The organism is Thalassospiraceae bacterium LMO-SO8 (assembly GCA_031655335.1).
Classification (GTDB): Bacteria; Pseudomonadota; Alphaproteobacteria; order Rhodospirillales; family Casp-alpha2; genus UBA1479.
This window is the reverse complement of sequence record CP134226.1, coordinates 543,840-565,773: the sequence shown is the minus strand read 5'-3', so window position 1 is coordinate 565,773 and position 21,934 is coordinate 543,840. Positions and strand designations below refer to the sequence as shown.

Below are 21,934 nucleotides of genomic sequence, written 5' to 3'. Positions count from 1 at the left end.
ATGTGCAGATATTGCCCAACTTCACCCTCTTAGGGAGGTTGCCGAACATCGCGGGCGGGTTAGTGATGGCATTTGGTAAGCTGATAAATTGATGGATTGCGATAGAAAACTGCTGGCTGAATTAATCTGTGACTGGCAAATATCCGTGTTAATCCATTGGCTGAGTATCTAGAGACCCCTGCCGCGTTTTAGCAACGGCGTAGTAAGACCCCAAGACGCGCGCTGCGCGCGAGCAAATCCCGGTTCCCGCGCCACAGGCTTTTGGCCAGCCACCCCGAAAGTGACAACTAAGAGTACGATTAGGGCCGAGCCTTCAAAACCAAGTGGCTGAAGCCGGGAATCTTGTTCCCAGCATGTATAATCCGCTGTGCACGTCGAGAAGGTTCCATCCGCTGTGCCCTTTGAGCACGTCAAGAAATAGCGCATTGTTTTCGTAGATTGCCCCTGACTCGAAATCTCCATCGTCCAACGCACTGCCCGCAGGAGCCCTGCTTAGAAAATGAGCGCCGTACAGAATTTTTAGGGCGTTGTATATCGGTCCACCTGGCGGTAGCATGACTACCGTCTCGATCATCTCGTCGGCTAGTTTGGGATTAGAGAACAAAGCAACCATAAACATGGCCGTAGCATTCCAGCTACCGATGTACTTGGGCCGATCCTTGGAGATAATGCGGCCGAGCCAACGGTCTTGCGCTCTACGGTATCTCTCCAAGCTTTCGGGTAACTGGCCCGGCATCGTGACCACCTCGAACAACGTGTTTCCCCCGGCCAGCGATTGTTCAATCGGGTCGGGCCCCCGTTCTAAATGGAAATCGCGTGCGATCTTTAAATCATCGTCGTTCCAGCTCTCCAGGAGGTTTACCGCAGCTTCAACAAAGGCCAAGTCGTAGTGTGCGAGGTGTCCCCAGCAAATGCCGACCGCATAACAGACGTGCCAAGGGTTCCGGTCAGAGAACTCGGTCAGACTTTCATCGATGTCACGTTTGGCCAGCGCGTTCAGTTTTTTGCCGCTGTCATGCAGAAGTTCTTGCACTCGCGTTCGTGCCGGCCCCCCACCAGGCCCCCCACCCAAATCACAAAGCTTGTTGAATTCTATCTGTGTATTATTGACTGGCTTCGAAATTTTCATTCCGTTTTCCCCCTGTTTGCCTTTTCTCGCCTCAGGACTGGAGAAACACTCATGCCGCGTTATTTTATTCTCAAATAACATGCTCGCAGCAAACGTAATGATGGGAACAATTTCGTCTAAAGCCTGCCGCGATTCCGGGTGGGTTAGCCGGGCGCTGTCGTTGCTACTATGTCGGATCAGACTTGGATACCCAGTTAGTGCTTTAAAGTCCCAAACTGAAATTAATCTTCATTAAGTGGCAAGCGAGAGTAATACCCCATGACACGCATGCGCGCGTCGCGCGCATGCGTGCGCGCATAGGCTAGAGATTCTGGGCTTTCCTGTACTCCGCCCACCTCCGTTTTTGTGCTTCGGAAATACGAAGGCGACCCTCATCAGTTTTCGGGCCCGTGGAGAGGCCTCCGTGATTTAAGCATCTACTCTTGCCAAAGACCGCCTTTCGCTTGCAGGGGAGGCCTTGGCGCGTCTGTGCGGCGCATCGTTTCACGATGCCCGGTCCATTCGGTTAGAGTATTCATTTTTCATTCTGCGAGTTTCCTGAAAAATGCTTCTGCAAAATCATATTCAGGGCGACCATGTGTGACGTTTTTAGAGGCGGAACCTCGTTTTGCAACTCGAAGCGCCGCTTCGGTCATTGACACGCGTCGGGGCGTATATTGGCTCTGGTCTGGTCTGTTGGGGGAAAATCGGTCGTATCCACCTTCAATCAAGCAGGCAAAGAAGTGTTGATCGAGCATTTTATCAATTGTGATCTTCCAGCCCTTTTCCCCAGCGCCGCACAAAAACGAATTTGTTTCAACCATGTTGAGAGCAAGGTTCCATTGGTCCAAACCGCCGATCTTCTTCAGAAGCTCCTCAGCTTTTTTAGTACGAGTTTTTTCGACTAACTTAATGGTCGAAAGCCCTGCTCGTTTTGCCATGGAGTTCCACGACATAAAGGCGATTTCCGGTTCGGATGGCGTTTCAGCCGGCACCCCATTGTCGACTATGCTTAATGGTTCTAATGGGGGTTCATTGAAGGTTTGGGGTGCGGTTCCGCACTTCTGTTGATGCGAAATCGCACCTAGTGGGTTTGCGATTTCGCATTCCGATACCGGCGTGTTTTTGTCACCATGTGATGGTGAAATATGATCTGGACGGGTGGGAGATTGGCCTAGGAGTAATTGGAATTTGTTGGTGCCGCTCCTGTCTCTGCCGACAACAGTAAGTTCGCCTAATTTTTTGAGATTTTTGATATGTCGAATCACGTTGGTGCGGTCGATGTTTGCTTTCTCTGCGATACGGTTGATTGAGGGCCATGCGATCCCGAATATGTTTGCGTGTTCAGCAATAATAATAAGCACCAAACGCGCTGAACCCTTCGATTCCGAATGGTCGAGCACATAGTTAATCCACTGGATGCTCATTGTTGTGCTGTTTCATGTCGTCGCGAAGAGGAAAAGCCACGCTTGTTGAGAGGGTCGAGCGAGGCATTCAGCACCTTCAAAATGCACATTGTTTGGATTACTCCCCGTCTTCTTCCTGATTGGCCTGCCATGCACGGGCCTCGGTGTCGGCAATTAATGTCCGGCGGCCGACTTTGAACGTCTTGATCTCGCCGCGTTTTACTGCCTCGTAAAAGGTGGTGCGGCAGATGCCATGGGCGGCGCAAAAATCGCTAACCCGCCAATTAACTCGGGGCGAGATTGTGGTTGGGTGATTTTGGTTCGTCATAATTGTTCTCCGGCTGGCGCGTCAGTGCGCAACGACGGATTTTGACGAACATTGACGGAATGTCAGGAGGCGGGAATAGGTGTGATTTGCCGCCTATTTAAGCCCTGTCACTCCAGAAATTTAGATTTGGAGCGATCGAGCTTCTTATGGACCGTCTCTTCTAGTGTGTCCGGAATGTAGGCGCCGAACGCGACGAAGCAACTTCTCACAAACCGTTGGAATTCGGTTGGGGATGGATGCCCATCTGATCCAACCGATAAAGCCGTAGCTTTTGTCTCTGCGAAATCCTCATAGAGTGATTGCAGCTGATCGACTAGGCGTTGAATAACGTCGGGATTAGGGCCGGTTTTTATCCTGCCCGTGATGGAAGGCTCGGCCGCATCAGCTGCCGCTTTTGCCTCAACAAGTTTCTTGCGTAATTCAACGAGGTTTGGCGGCGGCAAAGGAAACGTACTTCTGATCGTTTTTCCGGTCTCCGGGAACGTTACCTCGCCAACGTATCTGTGATTATCGTCAATCCATGCGATCCTCTTTGATAACTGGTTACGTGTTGCCTCAATGAAGGCTTTCGCCTTCTTGACGGAAGGATATTTCATCCCGTCCGGCCCACTTCCAGAAACCAGCTCATGAAAATAAACGTGACCGTCGTAAATAAATCCGAGGCGTTGATAGAACCCTCTTCTGGCGAATTTAAAAAAACTTAAGCCATTAAAGCAGGCCAGAATGGACGGAAGATGTTGATCAATCGCGGGATAGCGGCAAAACCTAATCTGGCGTTCTTCCGGCCTCATTTTAGGTTCTCCCGAATAGGTGTGACTTTCCCATAGCTGTCCGTAGACGAATTTCGGCAGAAGCTTGCCCATTCGTCCATCAGCCGGCGTCGCTTATCGAACATGTCGCCGCGGCGATAAGCCGCCTCAACCTTGTCGCTAACGGTGTGGGCGAGGGCCATCTCAGCGACTTCCCGAGGGTAGTTGGTTCGCTCGGCAGTCCAGTCCCGGAATGTGGAGCGGAATCCATGTGCCGTGAGGTCACCGCGCCCCATCCGCTTCATTAATTGCAGGAATGCCATGTTCGAGAGCGGTTTGTTCTTCTTGGCACCCGGAAAAATGAAATCAGAGACTTTGGTCTCCTGCATCTCAATTAGGATTTTGATGCTGCGCTCGGAAATGGGCACGCGGTGTTCATTGCCTGCTTTCATGCGTTCTTCCGGGATCGTCCAAACTTTGTGAGCAAAATCGATCTCGTCCCATGTTGCCCCGATAACCTCACCCGTCCGGGCTGCGGTCAAAATCAGGAACTCAAGACCCCGTGCGGAAATGGCATCGTGATTTTTGAGCTCGGATACGAACGCTCCGATCTCGGTGTACGGTAATGCGGCATGATGAGTGACTTTGCTGATCTTGTTTTTTGCTGGCAGCAGCTTGTCCAGGTGTCCTCGCCAGCGGGCAGGGTTCTCGCCCTCGCGATATCCGCGCGCTTTCGCCCAATCCAAGATCGATTCTATTCGGCCGCGTATGCGGCTGGCGGTTTCTGTCTTTGAAGTCCAGATCGGCTCCAAGACCTTCAGCACGAGCCCGGTATCGATGTCTTGGACCGGGAGGACACCGAACGAGGGATAAACGTACGCCTCAAGGGTGCTTTTCCACTGAGCCGAATGTTTGATGTTCGACCAAGCGGCACCGTGAGAACGCAGATATGCCGTCGCGCACTCTTTAAAGGTCATCACCTTTGCGACTTCGAGCCCGTGGCGGGCGCGTTCGGTTTTCCGATGATCAATCGGGTCGGTGCCGGTTCGGAGCAGTTTTCGGCATTCCTCGGCCGCCTGGCGCGCCTCTGATAGCGGCACCGTGTGCAATGGACCCAAACCCATCTGTCTAGCATTGCCGTTCAGCGTGAAACGGAAGATCCAGGATTTTGTGTCAAACCGGCTGATTTGGAGATAAAGCCCGCCACCGTCTGCGTGCAGACCGCGTGCCTTTAGGTGCTTTACGGTCATTGCATCGAGACGGTGGATCTGGCGGGGCATCGTGTGAGGTGCTTTCTACCTACATTTCTACCCACATATAGAACATGAACATAGGCGAATGCCAACAGACATTCGCGAACGCAATGCCTATGTAACATTTTGTTTCATTTGATTTTTATGGGTTCATGCGGACTTAGGCGAACATATAAATGGCGGAGAGGGAGGGATTCGAACCCTCGGTAGGCTTGCGCCCACAACGGTTTTCGAGACCGCCCCGTTCGACCACTCCGGCACCTCTCCTAAAGCCCTAAAAAGTTGCGTCTTTTCAGAAGCCCGGCGGCGTCCGCCAAGACGCCGCCCGATATGTCGAAACCAAATGTGGTCCGGGAACGCCCCTTTATAGCCGCGAATTTTTCCCTGTCCACTGGTTCGTCGCGGGGATATTTTTTTTGGGTTGATATGATTAAACAAGCGTGCGGCAATATCCCAATAAAAAGGACTTCCTATTGGCCTCTTAAGGGGAAAATTTTGATAAAATCAACCTATAATATATTAGAAAAGCCTGCCGCGCGAGGCTATGCTGATCATTGGTAGTTTGCTTTCGTTGCAATAAAGGGGAATTGGGTGGGATGGTGAATCGAAATCCTGTTTTAAATGAGATTAAGGACTGGAAGTTGGAGGCCAAAGAAGAAGAATCTTCCAGGTATTTTTATTCGGTTAGCGACCTTCAAACCCTTGTGGATTCATCAAAATGCTTTGTCTTGGGCCGAAAGGGTACGGGAAAAACAGCTATCGTTGAGCACCTAAGGCATTCCACAGACGAAAAGACATTTGCACGAATATTGAGCTTTCAACATTTTCCTTTCAACGACCTCTATGCCTTGCGGGACGGGGGGTATCGGGGAACAAGTCAGTACATTACCCTTTGGAAATATGTGATTTTAAGTGCTGTTTGCTCCATGATGGCCGGTGAAAATAAAAACGTCCAGCCTCATGTATCAACAGAATTATCTCAAGTATTCAATTTAGATATGGAAAATTCTCTAGCCCATTCGATTTCCCAATTGATCAGTAAATCTGGAGGTTTTTCTATATTGGGGAACGGTGGCGATGTGCATACGGAAAGTATTGTGGTGCCAAATGGTCAGCCGTGGGAGAGGAGGGTGTCTTCTTTAATTGATATAATCAAAAACCATGGAGGAGAATGTTCTTACTATATTTTGTTTGATGCTCTAGATGAAGATTTTGTGGGCGTTCTTGATGCAAATACAGATGAAAATTATTTTTCTTTAATTATTAGCCTATTTAAGGCGATACATTCTTTGAGATCAGATTTTAAAGTGGCGAAATCAAGGGTTCTTCCTATAGCATTTCTTAGAACAGATATTTTTGATTTGCTTAAAGATAATGATAAAAATAAATGGTCTGATTTGTCGATGACTCTAGATTGGACAGAATCTTCATTAAGAAACCTAATGGCGCATCGAATTTCAAGGGCGCACACACCACCGAGCTCCGGGATTATAAGGTTTAGCGCAGAATTTGACGCAATTTTTCAAAGTAAGGAAATTCGTTATGGCAATTTTGGAAAGCAAAAAAGGTCTGTTTTTAAGCATCTATTGCGTGGCACGCTTATGCGCCCCCGAGATATGATCGCTTACATGCGTGCATGTGCTTCTGTATCTATTCAACGAAGTGAAAATAAAATTTCAAATGCATCAATAAAAAAAGCAACAGAGATTTATTCTGAGTACCTCAGGGGGGAGTTCAATGATGAGTTGTATTCCGTGATACCATATTTTGGTGAAATTTTAGATATTTTTTCCTCAATGAGGAAGCAGGTTATAAGGCCGCATGAGTTCAAGGCTAAGTATGATCTGTTGGTAGTTAGCGACGGAATTGTCAAGCTTGAGTTTTTTGACCTCTGTAAGGCACTTTTCCATTACGGCGTAATTGGAAATTTGCCTACTCAAACAAACAGGGAAATTTTTAAGTATAATGGAATAAGGGTAAATTTTAATATAAACGAAAAAATTATAATACACAGGGGATTGCTCGCATCATTGCAAATTTTTTGACGAAACTCTCTGAGGTTCGATATAAATTATTCATTTATCATAATTTTTATTATGTAGAGTTTTTGCTTGATCCCCGCGATTTTTGACGCGACTGCATGTCGCGAGTGTATGATCGATTGACTTCTGGGTCTTCGTGGCTATATTGCCGTCCCTTCTGCCGCGCCAGAAGGGACGGCAGATGGAAATAACCAAACAAGATCAACAATTAATAGGGTTCTGAAACGATGTACGCGGTTATCAAGACCGGCGGTAAGCAGTATCGGGTGACGTCGGGTGACGTCATCATCGTGGAAAAGCTGCTTGGCGAGCCGGGTGAAACGATTGAAGTTGGCCAGGTGATGATGCTGGGCGAAGAGGGCAAGGCCCCCACGTTCGGCACCCCCGTGGTCGAGAAGGCCGCCGTGTTCGCCGAAGTGCTGGAACAGCAGAAGGGCGACAAGGTTCTGATCTTCAAGAAGAAGCGGCGCCACAACTACCGCCGCCTCAAGGGCCATCGGCAGTTCGAGACGGTGCTGCGCATCGTCGACGTGAGCGCCACCGGCACCAAGCCGGCCGCGGCCAAGAAGGCGGCGCCGAAGAAGGCCGACGCCGAACCCGCCGCCGACGCCAAGCCGGCGAAACAGGAATCCAAGGCGGCCGCCGATAAGGCTGACGCCAAACCGGCCGCGAAAAAGCCCGCGGCCAAGAAGGCCCCCGCCAAGAAAGCCGCCCCCAAAAAGGGCGAGGAATAAGGAGTAGTCACCGATGGCACATAAGAAATCCGGTGGTAGTTCGCGCAACGGCCGCGATTCGGAAGGCCGCCGCCTGGGCTTGAAGAAGTCCGGCGGTCAGGCTGTCGAGGCCGGCAACATCATCGTGCGTCAGCGCGGCACCAAGTATCACCCCGGCGAAAACGTCGGCATCGGCAAGGATCACACGATCTTCGCCACGTCCGAAGGCCGGGTGAAGTTCGCGACCAAGGCCAAGGGCCGCACCTACATTTCGGTGGAGCCGTCGGTCTGACGGATTGAACGGCCATTCGCGACTTGAAATTCGCGGGGGAATGGCCAGCCATTCCCCCGTTTTTCATGTCCGCGGTAAGGTGTAAATTCTCGCTATGAAATTCCTCGACGAAGCGAAGGTGTTCGTGAAAAGCGGCGACGGCGGCAGCGGCTGCATGTCGTTCCGGCGCGAGAAGTACATTGAGTTCGGTGGTCCCGACGGCGGCGACGGCGGGCGCGGCGGCGACGTCATCATCGAATGCGCCGACGGCCTGAACACGCTGATCGACTTCCGCTACCAGCAGCATTTCAAGGCCGGGCGCGGCAACCACGGCATGGGCAAGAACCGCACGGGCGCCGGCGGCAAGGACATCACCCTCAAGGTGCCCGTCGGCACGCAGATCCTGGACGACGACAAGGAAACCGTTCTGGCCGACATGACCCGCGTGGGCCAGCGCATCGTGCTGCTGAAGGGCGGCGACGGCGGGCTCGGCAACGCGCGGTTCAAGACCTCGACCAACCAGGCTCCGCGCAAGACCATTCCCGGCTTTCCCGGCGAGGAACGCTGGATCTGGCTGCGTCTGAAACTGATCGCCGACGCCGGCCTCGTCGGCCTGCCCAACGCGGGCAAGTCGACCTTCCTGGCGGCGTCGTCGCGGGCCAAGCCGAAGATCGCCGATTATCCTTTCACCACCCTGCACCCCAACCTGGGCGTGGTCATGGTCGACCAATGGTCCTTCGTGCTGGCCGATATCCCCGGCCTGATCGAGGGCGCCAGCGAGGGGGCGGGCCTGGGCACGCGGTTTCTCGGCCATGTCGAGCGCTGCCGCGTGCTGCTGCATCTGGTCGACGGCACCCAGGAAGACGTGGCGGCGGCTTATAAGCAGGTCCGCCATGAGATGAAGGCCTACGGCGGCGGTCTGGCCGACAAGACCGAAATCGTCGCCCTCAACAAATGCGACGCCCTCACCGACGACGAGATCAAGGCGCAGCGCAAGAAGCTGGCCCGGGCGGCCAAGTGCAAGATGGCCGACGTGATGCTGGTGTCCGGCGTGTCCGGCAAGGGCGTGCCTGAGGTGCTGCGCGCCCTGGTCGCCGAGATCGGCGGCGCGCAGGATGCCGAGAAAGCCGCCGAAGCGGGACCGGCGGAGGAGGAGGCCTGGCGGCCATGACCGGGACTCCCGCCCTGGCGGACGGCAAGCGGATCATCGTCAAGATCGGCTCGGCCCTGCTGGTCGACAAGGAGCGCGGCACCGTCAAGCGCGCCTGGCTGGAAACGCTCGGTGCCGACCTGATGACGCTGCGCGACCGCGGGCAGGAGGTCGTCATCGTGTCCTCCGGCGCCATCGCCATCGGCCGCCGCCATTTGGGCCTGCCCGTGCGCGGCAAGCTGAAGCTGGAGGAAAGCCAGGCCGCCGCCGCCGCCGGCATGGTGCGCCTTGCCCATGCCTATCAGGAAGTCCTGGGCGTCTACGACGTGACGGTGGCGCAGGTGCTGCTGACCCTGGACGACAGCGAGAACCGCCGCCGTTACCTCAACGCCCGCAACACCATCGACCAGATCATCCGCCTCGGCGCCGTGCCCCTGATCAACGAGAACGACACCGTGGCGACGGACGAAATCCGCTTCGGCGACAACGACCGCCTGGCCGCCCGCGTGGCCGCCATGGTCTCCGCCGACACGCTGGTGCTGCTGTCGTCGTCGGACGGGCTTTATGAAAGCGATCCGAACCAGGACCCCGACGCCGTCCACGTGCCCGTGGTGACCGGCGGCATCACGCCCGAGATCGAGGCCATGGCCGGGGTCAAGATGACCGACGACGGTTCGGGCGGCATGGTGACCAAGCTGGTCGCCGCGCGCATGGCGATGGCCGCCGGCTGCCGCATGGTGATCGCCAACGGCCTGGACGACCATCCGCTCGCCCATATGGAAGCCGGTGGCCGGGTGACCTGGTTCCTGCCCGACGCCAACCCGTTGACCGCGCGCAAGCAGTGGATTTCCGGCTCCTTGAAGCCCGGTGGCGCGGTCGTGGTCGACGACGGCGCGGCGCGCGCGCTCAGCGAGGGCAAGAGCCTGCTGCCGGCCGGCGTGGTGAAGGTCGAGGGCCGGTTCGAGCGCGGCGACGCGGTGACCGTGAAAACCCAGGCGGGCGACCAGCTGGGGCGCGGGCTGATCGCCTATTCGGCCGCCGACGCACGCCGCATCGTGGGTGCAAAATCGAAGGAAATCGAGGCCATCCTGGGCTATCGTGGCCGCGACGAGATGATCCACCGCGACGATCTGGTGTTGGATTGATGTCCGCCAGCCCCCATATCGCCGCCGGTGAGGAGAGGACGATGACGAACGAAACCGACGACATTCCCCGGATGATGGCCGAGATCGGCCGCCGCGCCCGCGCCGCCCAGGCCAAGCTGGCCGTGGCGCCGCGCGCCGCCAAGGACAAGGCCCTAACGCAAGCCGCCGCCAGCCTGCGCCGGCGCCAGAACCACATCCTGTCGGAAAACGCCAAGGACATGGCGGGGGGCGAGGCCAAGGGGCTGACCAAGGCCCTGCTCGACCGTCTGCTGTTGAACGAGGACCGGGTCGAGGCCATGGCCCGCGGGCTGGAGGACATCGCCAAGCTCGACGATCCCGTGGGCACGACGCTCGCCGAATGGGACCGCCCCAACGGCCTGCATATCGAACGCCGGCGCGTGCCGCTGGGCGTCATCGGCGTCATTTACGAATCCCGGCCGAACGTGACGGCGGACGCCGGCGGGCTCTGCCTCAAGGCCGGCAATGCCTCGATCCTGCGCGGCGGCTCGGAAAGCTTTCATTCCTCGGCGGCGATCCTGGACAGCCTGCGCGAAGGCCTGAAGGCGGCAAACCTGCCCGAAGACGCGATCCAGACCGTGCCGACCCGCGACCGCGCCGCCGTCGGCGAGATGCTGCGGATGACCGACTACATCGACGTCATCGTGCCGCGCGGCGGCAAGTCCCTGATCGAGCGGGTCATCCAGGAAAGCAAGGTGCCCCTGTTCCAGCACCTTGAAGGGCTGTGCCATTCCTACGTCAACAAGGCCGCCGACCCGGCCATGGCCCGTGACGTGGTGGTCAACGCCAAGATGCGCCGCACGGGCATCTGCGGGGCGACGGAAAACATCCTGGTCGACCGCGACGCGGCCGCCAAGCTTCTGCCCGGCATCCTGGACGGTCTGGTTCAGGCCGGCTGCGAGGTGCGCGGCGACGCCGACGTGCAGAAGATGGACGCCCGCGTGATCCCCGCGACGGATGAAGACTGGGACACGGAATATCTGGACAGCATCGTCGCCGTGAAACTGGTCGACGACATCGACGACGCCATCCGCTTCATCGGCGCCCATGGCTCCGACCACACCGACGCGATCATCACCAGCGACGCGGCGGCGGCTGAGAAGTTCATCAACGAGGTCGACAGCGCCATCGTGCTGGTCAACGCCTCGACCCAGTTCGCCGACGGCGGTGAATTCGGCATGGGCGCGGAGATCGGCATTTCCACCGGCAAGCTGCACGCCCGCGGGCCGGTCGGGGTCGAACAACTGACCAGTTTCAAGTACATCGTTCGCGGCACCGGCCAGGTCCGGCCGTAGTTCCCTCATCACCCCTGACCCCCAGGCGGGCACCCCTTGAAACGGCATCTTCGGCGCATCGGCATTCTGGGCGGGTCCTTCAATCCCGCCCACCAGGGCCACCGGCACATCAGCCTGCAGGCGCTGAAGCGGTTGCGCCTCGACGAGGTGTGGTGGCTGGTGTCGCCGCAGAACCCGTTGAAGCCCCAGGCCGGCATGGCGCCGTTCGAGGCGCGAATCGAAAGTGCCAAAAAAGTCGCCGACCACCCCCGCATCCGGGTCACGGACGTGGAAAAGGGCCTGGGCACCACCTATACGGCGGAAACCCTGGCCAGACTGGTCCGGCGATTCCCAAATCACCGATTTGTCTGGCTTATGGGGGCCGACAACCTGGCGCAGATTTCCCGCTGGAACCGCTGGACACGAATCTTTCAAACCGTGCCCGTTGCGGTTTTCGACCGTCCTACCTATTCTTTAGGGGCGTTGTCGGGCAGGGCAGCGCGCCGGTTCCACCGGGAACGCATCAAGGAATCCCGGGCGGGTCGGCTGGCCGACATGCGTCCTCCGGCGTGGGTCTTCCTTCATACGCCGTTGAACGCGACCTCGGCCACGGCGCTCCGGGCGCGGGGCATGTTCCGGCGTCCAGGCGGTTAATCAAGACCGCCGGCAAGGTTGCCGACGGTTCGTGCAACGAACGAAAAGGAAAAAGGCCATACCAAAAGCGAAACCGATGCCACTCACCGGCGATGACGTCTTGAAGCTGGTGACCGCATCCCTGGATGACGACAAGGCACTGGACCTTTCCGTCATCGACCTTCACGGCAAGACCGATATCGCGGATCACATGGTCATTGCCAGCGGCACATCCGAGCGCCAGGTGGGCGCCATGGCCGACCACCTTCGGGAAAAACTCAAACAGAACGGGTTGAAGGGCATCAATGTCGAGGGCCTGACGCAGTGCGACTGGGTCCTGATCGACGCCGGCGATGTCATCGTGCACCTGTTCCGTCCCGAAGTGCGGCAGTTCTACGGCCTGGAAAAGCTGTGGTCCGGCGCGCCGGTCCAGGAAGCCGCCGCGGCGCCGGCCTGATATAAAGGCGCGCCGCCAAGACCCGGTTCCCCGGCATAACGTCGGCGGGGCTTAGGGAACGACGTATATCCGACGGCAGTCCGTGCCGGGCTGTTTCAGACGGTCTTGTTCGCGCTGCCGTCAAATCACGCTAATCTCTCGCCATGCGCATCACCATCATCGCCGTGGGCCGCCGCAAGAAAGGCCCCGAACAGGATCTGTTCGACCAGTACAAGGCCCGTCTGCCCTGGCCGCTGGACCTTAAGCTGGTCGAGGAGAAAAAGCCGCTTTCCGGCGACGCCCTGAAGGCGCGGGAGGCGGAACTATTGCTGGCCGCCTGCCCCGACGGCGCCACCCTGGTCGCCCTCGACGAACGCGGGACGTCCGACACCAGCCCGAAATTCGCCGAACGCCTGGGCGCCTGGCGCGACGGCGGCGTGCGCGACCTAGTGTTTCTGATCGGCGGCGCCGACGGCCTGGCCGCCGACCTGCGCAAACGCGCCGATTTCGTGATGTCCCTGGGCGCCCAGACCTGGCCGCACCAATTGGTCCCGGCGCTGCTCGCCGAACAGCTTTACCGGGGGCATGCGATCCTCACCGGGCACCCTTATCATCGAGTCTGAGCGCCGGTTTCGTTGCGGGGGGCGTCGCGCGCCAAGGCTACCATCCGGCGCGATCCTCTGGTAAAAGACGGCCTGAGGATCGGCGCCGTTGACGGCAGGCCGAGAACACCCCATTTCAGCACCCCAATGCCTGTTTATCGTTAAGAAGAGCGCCATGCCCGAAGCGACCAAACACCCCCGACCCGTCGTCCTGTGCATTCTGGACGGATGGGGCGACCGCGAAGCGGCCCCCGACAACGCCATTTCCCTGGCGAAGACGCCGACCTGGGACCGGCTTGTCGCGGAATGCCCGCGTGCGCGGCTCGACGCCTCGGCCCAGGAAGTCGGCCTGCCCCAGGGCCAGATGGGCAATTCCGAGGTCGGGCACATGAACCTGGGCGCGGGGCGCGTCGTCATGCAGGACCTGCCGCGCATCGACGCGGCGGTGGCCGACGGCTCGCTGGCTGAAAACCCGGCGTTGGCCGCCTTCATCGACACGCTCAAATCCTCCGGCGGCGCCTGCCATCTGATCGGCCTGCTCAGCCCCGGCGGCGTGCACAGCCACCAGGACCATATGGTTGCCCTGGCCAAGGCCGTGGCCAAGGCGGACGTGCCCGTCGTCGTCCATGCCTTCCTCGACGGCCGCGACACCCAGCCCAAGGGGGCGAAGGGCTACATGGGCCGGTTCCTCACCGACCTGGAGGCTTGCGACGGCGTGACCGTGGGCACGGTGACCGGGCGTTATTTCGCCATGGACCGGGACAAGCGTTGGGACCGCGTGTCCAAGGCTTATGACGTCATGGTCCGGGCCGAAGGCGTGGATACGGCCGACGATCCCGTGCGCGCGATCGAGGAGGCCTACAACGTCGGCAAGACCGATGAATTCATGGAGCCCTGCGTGATCGGCGATTACGCAGGGATGGCGGACGGCGACGGTCTGCTCTGCGCCAATTTCCGCGCCGACCGGGCGCGGGAGATTCTGTCGGCCCTGGTCGACCCGGCGTTCGACGGGTTCACGCGGGCCAAGACAGTGGATTTCGCGGCGCGCCTGGGCATGGTGGAATATTCCAGTGATCTCAATGGCTTCCTGCCGGCCATGTTCCCCTCGGAAACCCTGTCGGGCATCCTGGGGGAAGCCGTGTCCAAGGCCGGGAAGTCCCAGTTGCGCATCGCCGAGACGGAAAAATACGCCCATGTGACCTTCTTCCTGAACGGCGGACGCGAGGACGTGTTCGACGGCGAGGAGCGCATCCTGGTGCCGTCGCCCAAGGTCGCGACCTATGATCTGCAACCCGAAATGTCGGCGCCCAAGGTGACGGACGAGCTGGTCCGCGTGATCGGCGAGGGCAGGTTCGACCTGATCGTGGTCAATTATGCCAACGGCGACATGGTCGGCCATACGGGCATTCTCGAGGCCGCCATGAAGGCGGCGGAAACCATCGACGCCGCGCTGACCCGCCTGGAGAAAGCCGTGATCGACGCCGGTGGCGTCATGCTGGTCACCGCCGATCATGGCAATTGCGAGCAGATGGCCGATCCCAAGAACCGCGGCCCTCACACGGCCCATACCCTGAACCTAGTGCCGGCCTTGCTGGTCAACGCGCCCAACTGGGTCAACGGCCTGCATGACGGGCGGCTGGCCGATGTGGCGCCGACGCTGTTGCAGCTGATGGGCCTGGAACAGCCGGCGGAAATGACCGGCCGGTCGCTGATCGACGGCAGCGCGGCCGCGGCCCGCGCGGCGGCGGAGTAGGCGGGGCCCTTGGCCCGGCGCCGCCGGTCACTCTTTGGAACAGTGCTGACGGTGGCCCTGGCCGCCCTGATGCCGGCTCCCGCTGTTCTGGCGGACGACAAGCCGGGGGCCGGATCCCTCGACAAGGTCCAGCAGGAAATCAGGAAGGGCCGGGCGGAAAGCGAACGCCTGAAGGGCGAGGCCCAGGCGTTGGAGACCGACCTCAAGAACCTGCAACACCGCCTGGTATCGGCGGCCAAGGTCGTGCAGGACCGGGAACTTCGCGTCATCACCCTGGAGGCCAAGATCGCCGACCTGGTGCGCCAGGAAAAGGAGAAATTGGCGCAGTTGGGCGCCAATCGCTCGCAGTTGGCCGGCGTCCTGGTGGCGTTGCAGAAGATGGTCCAGTTCCCGCCCGAAGCCTTGCTGGCCATGCCGTCCAGCCCCGACGACCTGGTCCGCAGCGCGATCCTGCTGCGCGCCGTGGTGCCGGAAATCGACCGCCGGGCGACGCGCATCCGCCTGGACCTGCAATCCCTGGCCGATACCCGGGAAAAGACCGCGGATGAGCGCCTGAACCTCAATTCGGCGGCCCAGGATCTGGACCGTCAACGCGCCGAAATCCGCCAGTTGATGGCCGATCGGCGGCGCCTGCTGGACAAAACCCTGGCCGAGGAACGCCGGGCGGCCGAACGTGTCGCCCGCCTGGCCGCCAAGGCGGAAAACCTGAGGGACCTGATGGCCCGGCTGGAGGAACAGCGGGAAGCCGATGAACGGGCGGCTGCCCGCGCCGAGGCGGAGGCCAAGACGAAGGCGAACGCGAACGCCAAGGAACAGGCCGACCGCGAGCGCGCCGAGGCCCAGCGTCAGGCCCGCGCCGCCACAGTTTCGCCATCTGTGTCGATCACAAGTCGTCGTGGCCGGTTGCCGTTGCCCGTTATCGGCGACCTGATCGGCCGTTACGGCGAGAACCTGCCGACAGGGCTTTCGCGCAAAGGCATCGACATCGCGGCCCGCGGCGGTGCCCAGGTTATCGCCACCTATGACGGAAAGATCGCGTTCGCGGGAAAATTCAGAGGTTATGGGCAATTATTGATTATCGATCACGGCGACGGATATCATACCCTACTGGCCGGAATGGCCCGCATCGACATGACCGTGGGCCAGCATGTTTCCACTGGTGAGCCCGTGGGCCTGATGGGGGCCGATGGGGGCGATCGGCCCGTTCTCTACGTCGAACTGCGCCGCAAGGGACAACCGATCAATCCCTTGCCGTGGTTGGCGTCACGCAATGACAAGGTAAGCGGATGACACATAGAATGATGAAGGTTGCGGGCATGCGGGCTTTGGCCGGTGCGGCGGTGCTGGGCGGATTGGCGTTCTTCGGCCATCCGGCGGTAGCACAGGAGCCGGCGGCGGCCCCGGCGGCGGACGCCAAGAACTCGGAAGAGACCTACCGCCTGCTTAACCTGTTCGGCGACGTGTTCGAACGCATCCGCTCGCAATACGTGGATCAGCCCACGGACGAGCAGATGATCGAGGCGGCGATCACCGGCATGTTGCAGTCCCTCGACCCCCATTCCAGCTACATGAACGCCCGCACCTTCAAGGAAATGCAGGTCAACACACGCGGCCAGTTCGGCGGCCTGGGCATCCAGGTGACCATGGAAAACGGCGTGGTGAAGGTGATTTCGCCCATCGACGACACGCCGGCGGCCCGCGCCGGGGTCAAGCCGGGCGACCTGATCACCCATCTCGACAGTGAATCGATCCAGGGCCTGACCCTGTCGCAGGCGGTCGAAAAGATGCGCGGCAAGGTCGGCAGCGACATCAAGCTGACCATCTTCCGTGCCGGGCAGGAACCCTTCGACGTCACCCTGACCCGGGCGATCATCAAGATCACCTCCGTGCGCTCGCACCTGGAAGGCGATGATATCGGCTACATCCGCATCACCTCGTTCAGCGAACAGACCAAGCAGGGCCTGGACAAGGCGATCGAGAAGATCAAGAAGGATTCCGGCGACAAGCTCAAAGGATACGTCCTCGATCTGCGCAACAACCCGGGCGGCCTGCTGGATCAGGCGATCGCCGTGTCCGATACCTTCCTGGACAAGGGCGAGATCGTCTCGACCCGGTCGCGCGACCCCAACGATACGCAGCGCTTCAACGCGACCAAGGGCGACCTGACCGAAGGCAAGCCGGTCGTCGTGCTGATCAACGGCGGATCGGCCTCGGCCTCGGAAATCGTCGCCGGCGCGTTGCAGGATCACCGCCGCGCCGTGCTCATGGGCACGCGGTCGTTCGGCAAGGGATCGGTGCAGACCATCGTGCCGTTGCAGGGACATCGGGCCATGCGACTGACCACGGCGCGCTACTATACGCCGTCGGGCGACAGCATCCAGGCCAAGGGCATCCACCCGGATATCGAGGTCAAGCCGTCGCGAATCGAAGAGATCGAAAGCCGCCCCGGCCGCCGCGAGGAGAACCTGCGGGGTGCTCTCGACAATGGCGAGCATGAAAAGGACGCCAAGGAGGCCGCCCCCCAGGCAACACCGGACGCCAAGCCGGAAGCCGGGAAAACGGCGGAAAAAGAGGGTGAAAAGAAGGCCGAGCCGGTCGATTACCAGCTTTTGCGGGCGATCGACCTGTTGCGTGGCGTGGCCCTGTTCTCCGGTGCGTTGACCTCGTCAACCAATTGAGTACCCTGGATTTATTGGGGTGGACTTAAAAGCGGCGGCCAAGCCATGCCCATCATGGCGGCCGACCGCGTCTGCCGGTCTGATCCACGGGGGAGCATTTCGTGGCGCAAGCCGGCCTTGAGTGAACGGGTGATCCGTTGAAATTGCCGTCGATCAAATTGCCGTCGATCAAGATGCCGTCGCTGAAACGCAAAAAGCGTGGCGACGACGATGAGGACGACGAAGAGGAATTCGATCTCGACGAAGGCGAGGACGAGGAAGACGACGACGCCTATGGCGATGACGACGATGACGATGAGGAAGAGGGAAGTGCGTGGGAGCGCATGGACCCTCAGCGCAAGGTTCTCATTATCTCGGCCCTGGCCGGCGGCCTTCTTCTGACTTCCATCTTCGGCGGTGCCGCCTATTTCCTGCTGGGCTCGTCCGATCCGGAACCCGTCGCCGAGCGGCAGCGGCCCGATGGCTCCATCGCCATTCCGACGGCCCAGACACCGGGAGGCGGCCTGACGCCTCCGGGTGAAAACGCAGCACCCCCGGCAGGCGAGGGATCCGCCGCCCCCGGCGCCACGGGAGCGGCCGCGCCGGGCACGACATCGACGGCGGACCAGGTGGTCGGCGGCATTACGGCGTCGCAGGTCGCCCTGCAAAACGAAGGGACGGGCGGTTTGGCCGCCGCCACGGCGCCTGGCGGTGTTGGCCAGGACCCGGATCACGGGCGCGTCATCCCCTTCGCCACCGCCGAGGCCTACAAGGGGATCGCCTGGATCGAGGGCGTCGAAGCCCTGGCCCGGGTGCCGGATCTGGCCCTGGTGGAAAAGGGCCCAGATGGCCGCGACATGCCCATCGTCGCGCGCAACGGCACTCGGCCCATGGACGCCTACGCCCGGCCGGTCGCCGATGCGGACGCCAGCATCCCCCAGATTGCGATTCTGATCCGCGGCATCGGCCTGTCGCGGACCGCGTCGATCACCGCCATCAAGTCCCTGCCGCCCGAGGTCAGCATGGTGGTCTCGCCCTATGCCCGCGACCCCGGCGATTGGGTCATCCGGGCGCGCCTGGCGGGGCACGAGGTGTTCATGGGCCTGCCCATGGAAAGCGCCAATTTCCCCTTCGAGGACGCCGGACCGCTTGCGCTGAACACCAACAAGCAGGTCGAGGAAAACATGCGGACGCTCAGGACGCTCATGGGCATGGTGCCCGGCTACGTCGGATTTTTGGCGCGCTTCGGGTCCAAGTTCGGCGTCGCCGAGGGGCAGCTCAAGCCCGTGTTCGAGGAGATCAAGTCGCGCGGCCTTATGTTCATCGATTCCGGCGAAAGCGGCAGCGGCGCCATGGCGCGGATCGCCACCGAAATGGCCCTGCCCAAGGCGATGGTCGATATCCACCTCGACCGCACGCCGACCGAGGACGAGATCGCGTCCAAGCTCCTGCGCCTGGGCGCCCTTGCGCGCAGCCAGTCCGTCGCCGTGGGGATGGGCGACCCCTATCCCCATACCATCCGCGAGCTGAAGAACTGGTTGGCGGCCCAGTCACCGACGAAATTACGTCTGGTGCCCGTCAGCGCCGTCGCCGACCGTCAGATCACCCAATAATCCGAAAGCCCTGGGGCCCATATTCAACCGTGACCGCATCCCATGACCGATCCTGACGACGATCCACGCCCGTATCGGCTTGGCGTCGGTGTCCTGTTGCTGAACGACGCCAGCCGTGTCTGGCTCGGCGAGCGCATCCGCCGCACCGGCCAGCAGATGGACTATCCCTGGCAACTGCCTCAGGGCGGTCTGGACGAGGGCGAGGACCCGCGCGATGCCGTGTTCCGCGAATTGGAAGAGGAAACAGGCACGGCCAAGGCGGAGATCATCGCGGAAACGCCGGACTGGCTGACCTACGACCTGCCCGCCGATGTTCGTGACCGGGTCTGGAAGGGCCGATTCCGCGGCCAGCGCCAGAAATGGTATGCGCTGCGCTTTCTGGGCGAGGACGGAGATTTTGATTTGAACACCCATCACAAACCTGAGTTTTCCCAATGGCGCTGGGCACCCCTGGCCGATCTGCCGGCCCTGGTGGTGCCGTTCAAGCGCGGCCTCTACCATGATTTGCTGGCCGCCTTCGGCCATCTCGACGGCGAAATTGGATCCAATAACCGATGATGTATATGGAACTTCTGGGCGGGCTCGTCATTCTGATGGGTGCGGCCGAGGTCATGATCCGAGGGGCCGTGGGCCTGGCCCGCCTGTTCGGTCTGTCGCCGCTGTTGATCGGCATGACCGTCGTGGCGCTGGGCACCTCGGCGCCGGAACTGGTGGTCTCGCTGGATGCGGCGCTGACCGGCAACGCAGGCATCGCCACCGGCAACATCGTCGGCTCCAACATCGCCAACGTGCTTTTGATCGTCGGCGCGGCGGCGGTGATTTCCCCCATGGCGCGGCGCGGCGACCGGCTTTACCGCGATGGCGCGTTGCTGGTTCTGTGCACGGCACTGTTCGTCATGCTGTGCTGGGGCGATACGCTGGACGTGGCTCATGGGGTTCTGCTGCTGATCATCTTCCTGGGATTCATGGGCAGCGCCTATTGGCGTGACATCAACAATCCGCGGGCATCGGCCGAGCGTGTCGGCGAGGTCGAGGAAATCGGCGCCGTTCCCCAGAAATCCTGGATCGCCTGGGCGGCGACCCTGGGCGGTCTGGCCGGGATCGCCGTCGGCGCCGATCTGATGGTCGGCGGCGGCGTGGCGATCGCGCGCTCCTTCGGGCTGGGTGAGGAGGTCATCGGCCTGACCCTGATCGCCATCGGAACCTCCCTGCCGGAACTGGCGGCATCGGTGGTCGCCGCCCGGCGCGGCCATGCAGACGTGGCCATCGGCAACGTCGTGGGCTCCAACATGTTCAACATGCTGGGCATCGCGGGCGTCGTCTCGATGGCGGCCCCCCTGCCGGTGCCGTCGTCGATGCTTGCCTTTGATTTGTGGGTCATGCTGGGGGCGGCGATCCTGATCGTGCCGGCGATGATCGGCTGGACCGGCGTGTCCCGGGTGGGCGGCGTGGCGCTTCTCGTGCTTTACGGCGGTTATCTGGCGGCTCAGGTCGTGGGCCTGCCGACAACCGTCGCCGGCATGATATTCTGACGCGGCCATGACCCGGAACGATCCCGCCCAAGCCCCCGAAACCGCCCTGATCACCGGCGCGGCGCGGCGCATCGGCCGCGCCATGGCGCTGGACCTGGCCGATGCCGGTTGGCGCGTCGCCGTGCATTACAACGGCTCCCGCGCCGCGGCCGAGGCCCTTGTCGCCGAGATCGTGGCCAAGGGCGGACGCGCGGCGGCGGTTCAGGCCGACCTCGCGGACGAGGCCGCCACGGAAAACCTGATCCCCGCGGCGGCGGATGCCCTGGGTCCCGTGACTCTGCTGGTCAACAATGCCTCCCTGTTCGAACTGGACATGCCGGACACGGTGACCCGGGAAAGCTGGGACGCCCATATGGAGATCAACCTGCGCGCCCCCTTCGTGCTGACCCAGGCCTTCGTCCGGCACCTGCCGGACGGGGCCGGGGGCAACGTGGTCAACATCGTCGACCAGCGGGTCATGAACCTGCGCGGCGACTTCACCTCCTATACGCTGTCCAAATACGGGCTGTGGGGCCTGACCCAGATGCTGGCGCGGGCCCTTTCTCCGCAGGTCCGGGTCAACGCCATCGGCCCCGGCCCGACCCTGCCGAGCCCCCGTCAGACCGACGATCAGTTCGCGGCGCAATGGCGGGCGACGCCGCTCGGGCGGCCCGTCGATCCCCTGGATATTTGCCGCGCCCTGCGCTTCATCCTTGACGCGCCGGCCTTTACAGGCCAAATCATCGCCCTGGACAGCGGTCAGCACATGGGGGCCGCCTGGGACAATGCGCCCGCGCCCGAATAGGGCGGGCCGGCCAAGCCAACCGGGGAACGGATGACCGTCGACCAATACAAGGTTTCGGACACGGCCAAGATCGCCGACGCGCGGTCGCTGATCCGCCATGTCTTCGTGCGCAATCTGGTGCTGATGGCCAATGTCGGCATTCATTCCTTCGAGAAAACGGGGACCCAGCGCATCCGCCTGAACGTCGACCTGGCCGTGCGCGAGACGGAACAGCCGCCCGCCGACGAGATCAACCAGGTGGTCTGCTATGAAGAGGTCACCGACGGCATCAAGGGCATCGTCGGGCGCGGTCACGTCAATCTGGTGGAGACCCTGGCCGAGGATATCGCGGCCATGTGCCTGGAAGACCCCCGCGTCCGTTCGGCCCGGGTGCGTGTCGAGAAGCTGGACATTTTCGAAAACGCGGAGAGCGTCGGCGTCGAAATCGAGCGCTTCAACTCCCGGGCCTGACAGCTATTTGAAAGCCT

At 60.5% G+C, this 21,934-nt stretch carries 21 protein-coding genes, 1 tRNA gene and 1 pseudogene; 17 read left to right on the top strand and 6 right to left on the bottom strand.

The features are described 5' to 3' along the window. Window positions 1–313: 313 nt before the first annotated feature. From RJ527_02715 to RJ527_02690, 6 genes are all read right to left on the bottom strand, one after another. Window positions 314–1,129: a hypothetical protein gene (locus RJ527_02715; GenBank protein WND76662.1), complete on the bottom strand. Its 816-nt coding sequence runs from the start codon at window positions 1,127–1,129 to the stop codon at window positions 314–316. Window positions 1,130–1,650: 521 nt separating this feature from the next. Further along, window positions 1,651–2,535 carry a helix-turn-helix domain-containing protein gene (locus RJ527_02710; protein WND76661.1) on the bottom strand — a complete coding sequence of 295 codons (885 nt, stop codon included), beginning with the start codon at window positions 2,533–2,535 and terminating at the stop codon, window positions 1,651–1,653. Between the two features lie 97 nt (window positions 2,536–2,632). Further along, window positions 2,633–2,842, bottom strand: a complete 210-nt coding sequence (locus RJ527_02705) for a helix-turn-helix domain-containing protein (GenBank protein ID WND76660.1) — start codon at window positions 2,840–2,842, stop codon at window positions 2,633–2,635. A gap of 107 nt (window positions 2,843–2,949) precedes the next feature. Continuing rightward, entirely contained in the window at window positions 2,950–3,633 is a 684-nt protein-coding gene (locus RJ527_02700; protein WND76659.1) for a hypothetical protein, read from the bottom strand. Continuing rightward, on the bottom strand, window positions 3,630–4,871 hold the full coding sequence (locus RJ527_02695) for a tyrosine-type recombinase/integrase (protein WND76658.1): 1,242 nt from the start codon (window positions 4,869–4,871) through the stop codon (window positions 3,630–3,632). The genes RJ527_02700 and RJ527_02695 overlap by 4 nt, the downstream gene beginning before the upstream one ends. A 150-nt stretch (window positions 4,872–5,021) precedes the next feature. Beyond that, window positions 5,022–5,111 (bottom strand) — tRNA-Ser (locus tag RJ527_02690). A gap of 329 nt (window positions 5,112–5,440) precedes the next feature. On the opposite strand from RJ527_02690, the gene RJ527_02685 reads away from it, so the two are divergent. From RJ527_02685 to RJ527_02605, 17 genes and pseudogenes are all read left to right on the top strand, one after another. After that, a complete protein-coding gene (locus tag RJ527_02685) occupies window positions 5,441–6,889 on the top strand; it encodes a hypothetical protein (GenBank protein ID WND76657.1) in 1,449 nt (482 codons plus the stop codon). A 224-nt stretch (window positions 6,890–7,113) separates the two neighbouring features. Next, window positions 7,114–7,425: pseudogene (gene rplU / locus RJ527_02680) on the top strand (50S ribosomal protein L21). A gap of 208 nt (window positions 7,426–7,633) precedes the next feature. Further along, on the top strand, window positions 7,634–7,891 hold the full coding sequence (rpmA, locus tag RJ527_02675) for a 50S ribosomal protein L27 (protein WND76656.1): 258 nt from the start codon (window positions 7,634–7,636) through the stop codon (window positions 7,889–7,891). 94 nt (window positions 7,892–7,985) lie between these two features. Then, window positions 7,986–9,041, top strand: a complete 1,056-nt coding sequence (gene obgE, locus RJ527_02670) for a GTPase ObgE (GenBank protein ID WND76655.1) — start codon at window positions 7,986–7,988, stop codon at window positions 9,039–9,041. After that, window positions 9,038–10,165: a glutamate 5-kinase gene (proB, locus tag RJ527_02665; protein WND76654.1), complete on the top strand. Its 1,128-nt coding sequence runs from the start codon at window positions 9,038–9,040 to the stop codon at window positions 10,163–10,165. The genes obgE and proB overlap by 4 nt, the downstream gene beginning before the upstream one ends. 41 nt (window positions 10,166–10,206) lie before the next feature. Then, window positions 10,207–11,478, top strand: coding sequence for a glutamate-5-semialdehyde dehydrogenase (locus tag RJ527_02660; GenBank protein WND76653.1), 1,272 nt, complete (start codon window positions 10,207–10,209; stop codon window positions 11,476–11,478). A gap of 36 nt (window positions 11,479–11,514) precedes the next feature. Continuing rightward, entirely contained in the window at window positions 11,515–12,111 is a 597-nt protein-coding gene (locus RJ527_02655) for a nicotinate-nucleotide adenylyltransferase (GenBank protein WND76652.1), read from the top strand. A 76-nt stretch (window positions 12,112–12,187) separates the two neighbouring features. After that, window positions 12,188–12,547: a ribosome silencing factor gene (gene rsfS / locus RJ527_02650; GenBank protein ID WND76651.1), complete on the top strand. Its 360-nt coding sequence runs from the start codon at window positions 12,188–12,190 to the stop codon at window positions 12,545–12,547. A 143-nt stretch (window positions 12,548–12,690) separates the two neighbouring features. Then, window positions 12,691–13,149: a 23S rRNA (pseudouridine(1915)-N(3))-methyltransferase RlmH gene (gene rlmH, locus RJ527_02645; GenBank protein ID WND76650.1), complete on the top strand. Its 459-nt coding sequence runs from the start codon at window positions 12,691–12,693 to the stop codon at window positions 13,147–13,149. A 154-nt stretch (window positions 13,150–13,303) separates the two neighbouring features. Then, window positions 13,304–14,881, top strand: coding sequence for a 2,3-bisphosphoglycerate-independent phosphoglycerate mutase (gene gpmI, locus RJ527_02640; GenBank protein ID WND76649.1), 1,578 nt, complete (start codon window positions 13,304–13,306; stop codon window positions 14,879–14,881). A 42-nt stretch (window positions 14,882–14,923) separates the two neighbouring features. Further along, the gene (locus RJ527_02635) at window positions 14,924–16,171 is read left to right on the top strand and encodes a peptidoglycan DD-metalloendopeptidase family protein (protein WND76648.1); all 1,248 of its coding nucleotides are present in this window, start codon (window positions 14,924–14,926) and stop codon (window positions 16,169–16,171) included. Between the two features lie 8 nt (window positions 16,172–16,179). After that, entirely contained in the window at window positions 16,180–17,559 is a 1,380-nt protein-coding gene (locus tag RJ527_02630; GenBank protein ID WND76647.1) for a S41 family peptidase, read from the top strand. A gap of 143 nt (window positions 17,560–17,702) precedes the next feature. Continuing rightward, window positions 17,703–19,151, top strand: a complete 1,449-nt coding sequence (locus RJ527_02625; GenBank protein WND76646.1) for a divergent polysaccharide deacetylase family protein — start codon at window positions 17,703–17,705, stop codon at window positions 19,149–19,151. A gap of 42 nt (window positions 19,152–19,193) precedes the next feature. Next, on the top strand, window positions 19,194–19,709 hold the full coding sequence (locus tag RJ527_02620; GenBank protein WND76645.1) for an RNA pyrophosphohydrolase: 516 nt from the start codon (window positions 19,194–19,196) through the stop codon (window positions 19,707–19,709). Beyond that, the gene (locus RJ527_02615; GenBank protein ID WND76644.1) at window positions 19,706–20,683 is read left to right on the top strand and encodes a calcium/sodium antiporter; all 978 of its coding nucleotides are present in this window, start codon (window positions 19,706–19,708) and stop codon (window positions 20,681–20,683) included. The genes RJ527_02620 and RJ527_02615 overlap by 4 nt, the downstream gene beginning before the upstream one ends. 7 nt (window positions 20,684–20,690) lie before the next feature. Beyond that, complete coding sequence (locus RJ527_02610; protein WND76643.1) at window positions 20,691–21,467, top strand: SDR family oxidoreductase; 777 nt, start codon at window positions 20,691–20,693, stop codon at window positions 21,465–21,467. Between the two features lie 30 nt (window positions 21,468–21,497). Further along, complete coding sequence (locus RJ527_02605) at window positions 21,498–21,917, top strand: dihydroneopterin aldolase (GenBank protein ID WND76642.1); 420 nt, start codon at window positions 21,498–21,500, stop codon at window positions 21,915–21,917. The last annotated feature ends 17 nt before the right edge of the window (window positions 21,918–21,934 follow it).

Bases quoted from the DNA above. Each gene is read 5' to 3' on its own strand.
- RJ527_02715 (WND76662.1), bottom strand. From the start codon at position 1,129: ATGAAAATTTCGAAGCCAGTCAATAATACACAGATAGAATTCAACAAG.
- RJ527_02710 (WND76661.1), bottom strand. From the start codon at position 2,535: ATGAGCATCCAGTGGATTAACTATGTGCTCGACCATTCGGAATCGAAG.
- RJ527_02705 (WND76660.1), bottom strand. From the start codon at position 2,842: ATGACGAACCAAAATCACCCAACCACAATCTCGCCCCGAGTTAATTGG.
- RJ527_02700 (WND76659.1), bottom strand. From the start codon at position 3,633: ATGAGGCCGGAAGAACGCCAGATTAGGTTTTGCCGCTATCCCGCGATT.
- RJ527_02695 (WND76658.1), bottom strand. From the start codon at position 4,871: ATGCCCCGCCAGATCCACCGTCTCGATGCAATGACCGTAAAGCACCTA.
- RJ527_02685 (WND76657.1), top strand. From the start codon at position 5,441: ATGGTGAATCGAAATCCTGTTTTAAATGAGATTAAGGACTGGAAGTTG.
- rpmA (WND76656.1), top strand. From the start codon at position 7,634: ATGGCACATAAGAAATCCGGTGGTAGTTCGCGCAACGGCCGCGATTCG.
- obgE (WND76655.1), top strand. From the start codon at position 7,986: ATGAAATTCCTCGACGAAGCGAAGGTGTTCGTGAAAAGCGGCGACGGC.
- proB (WND76654.1), top strand. From the start codon at position 9,038: ATGACCGGGACTCCCGCCCTGGCGGACGGCAAGCGGATCATCGTCAAG.
- RJ527_02660 (WND76653.1), top strand. From the start codon at position 10,207: ATGACGAACGAAACCGACGACATTCCCCGGATGATGGCCGAGATCGGC.
- rsfS (WND76651.1), top strand. From the start codon at position 12,188: ATGCCACTCACCGGCGATGACGTCTTGAAGCTGGTGACCGCATCCCTG.
- rlmH (WND76650.1), top strand. From the start codon at position 12,691: ATGCGCATCACCATCATCGCCGTGGGCCGCCGCAAGAAAGGCCCCGAA.
- gpmI (WND76649.1), top strand. From the start codon at position 13,304: ATGCCCGAAGCGACCAAACACCCCCGACCCGTCGTCCTGTGCATTCTG.
- RJ527_02630 (WND76647.1), top strand. From the start codon at position 16,180: ATGATGAAGGTTGCGGGCATGCGGGCTTTGGCCGGTGCGGCGGTGCTG.
- RJ527_02620 (WND76645.1), top strand. From the start codon at position 19,194: ATGACCGATCCTGACGACGATCCACGCCCGTATCGGCTTGGCGTCGGT.
- RJ527_02615 (WND76644.1), top strand. From the start codon at position 19,706: ATGATGTATATGGAACTTCTGGGCGGGCTCGTCATTCTGATGGGTGCG.
- RJ527_02610 (WND76643.1), top strand. From the start codon at position 20,691: ATGACCCGGAACGATCCCGCCCAAGCCCCCGAAACCGCCCTGATCACC.
- RJ527_02605 (WND76642.1), top strand. From the start codon at position 21,498: ATGACCGTCGACCAATACAAGGTTTCGGACACGGCCAAGATCGCCGAC.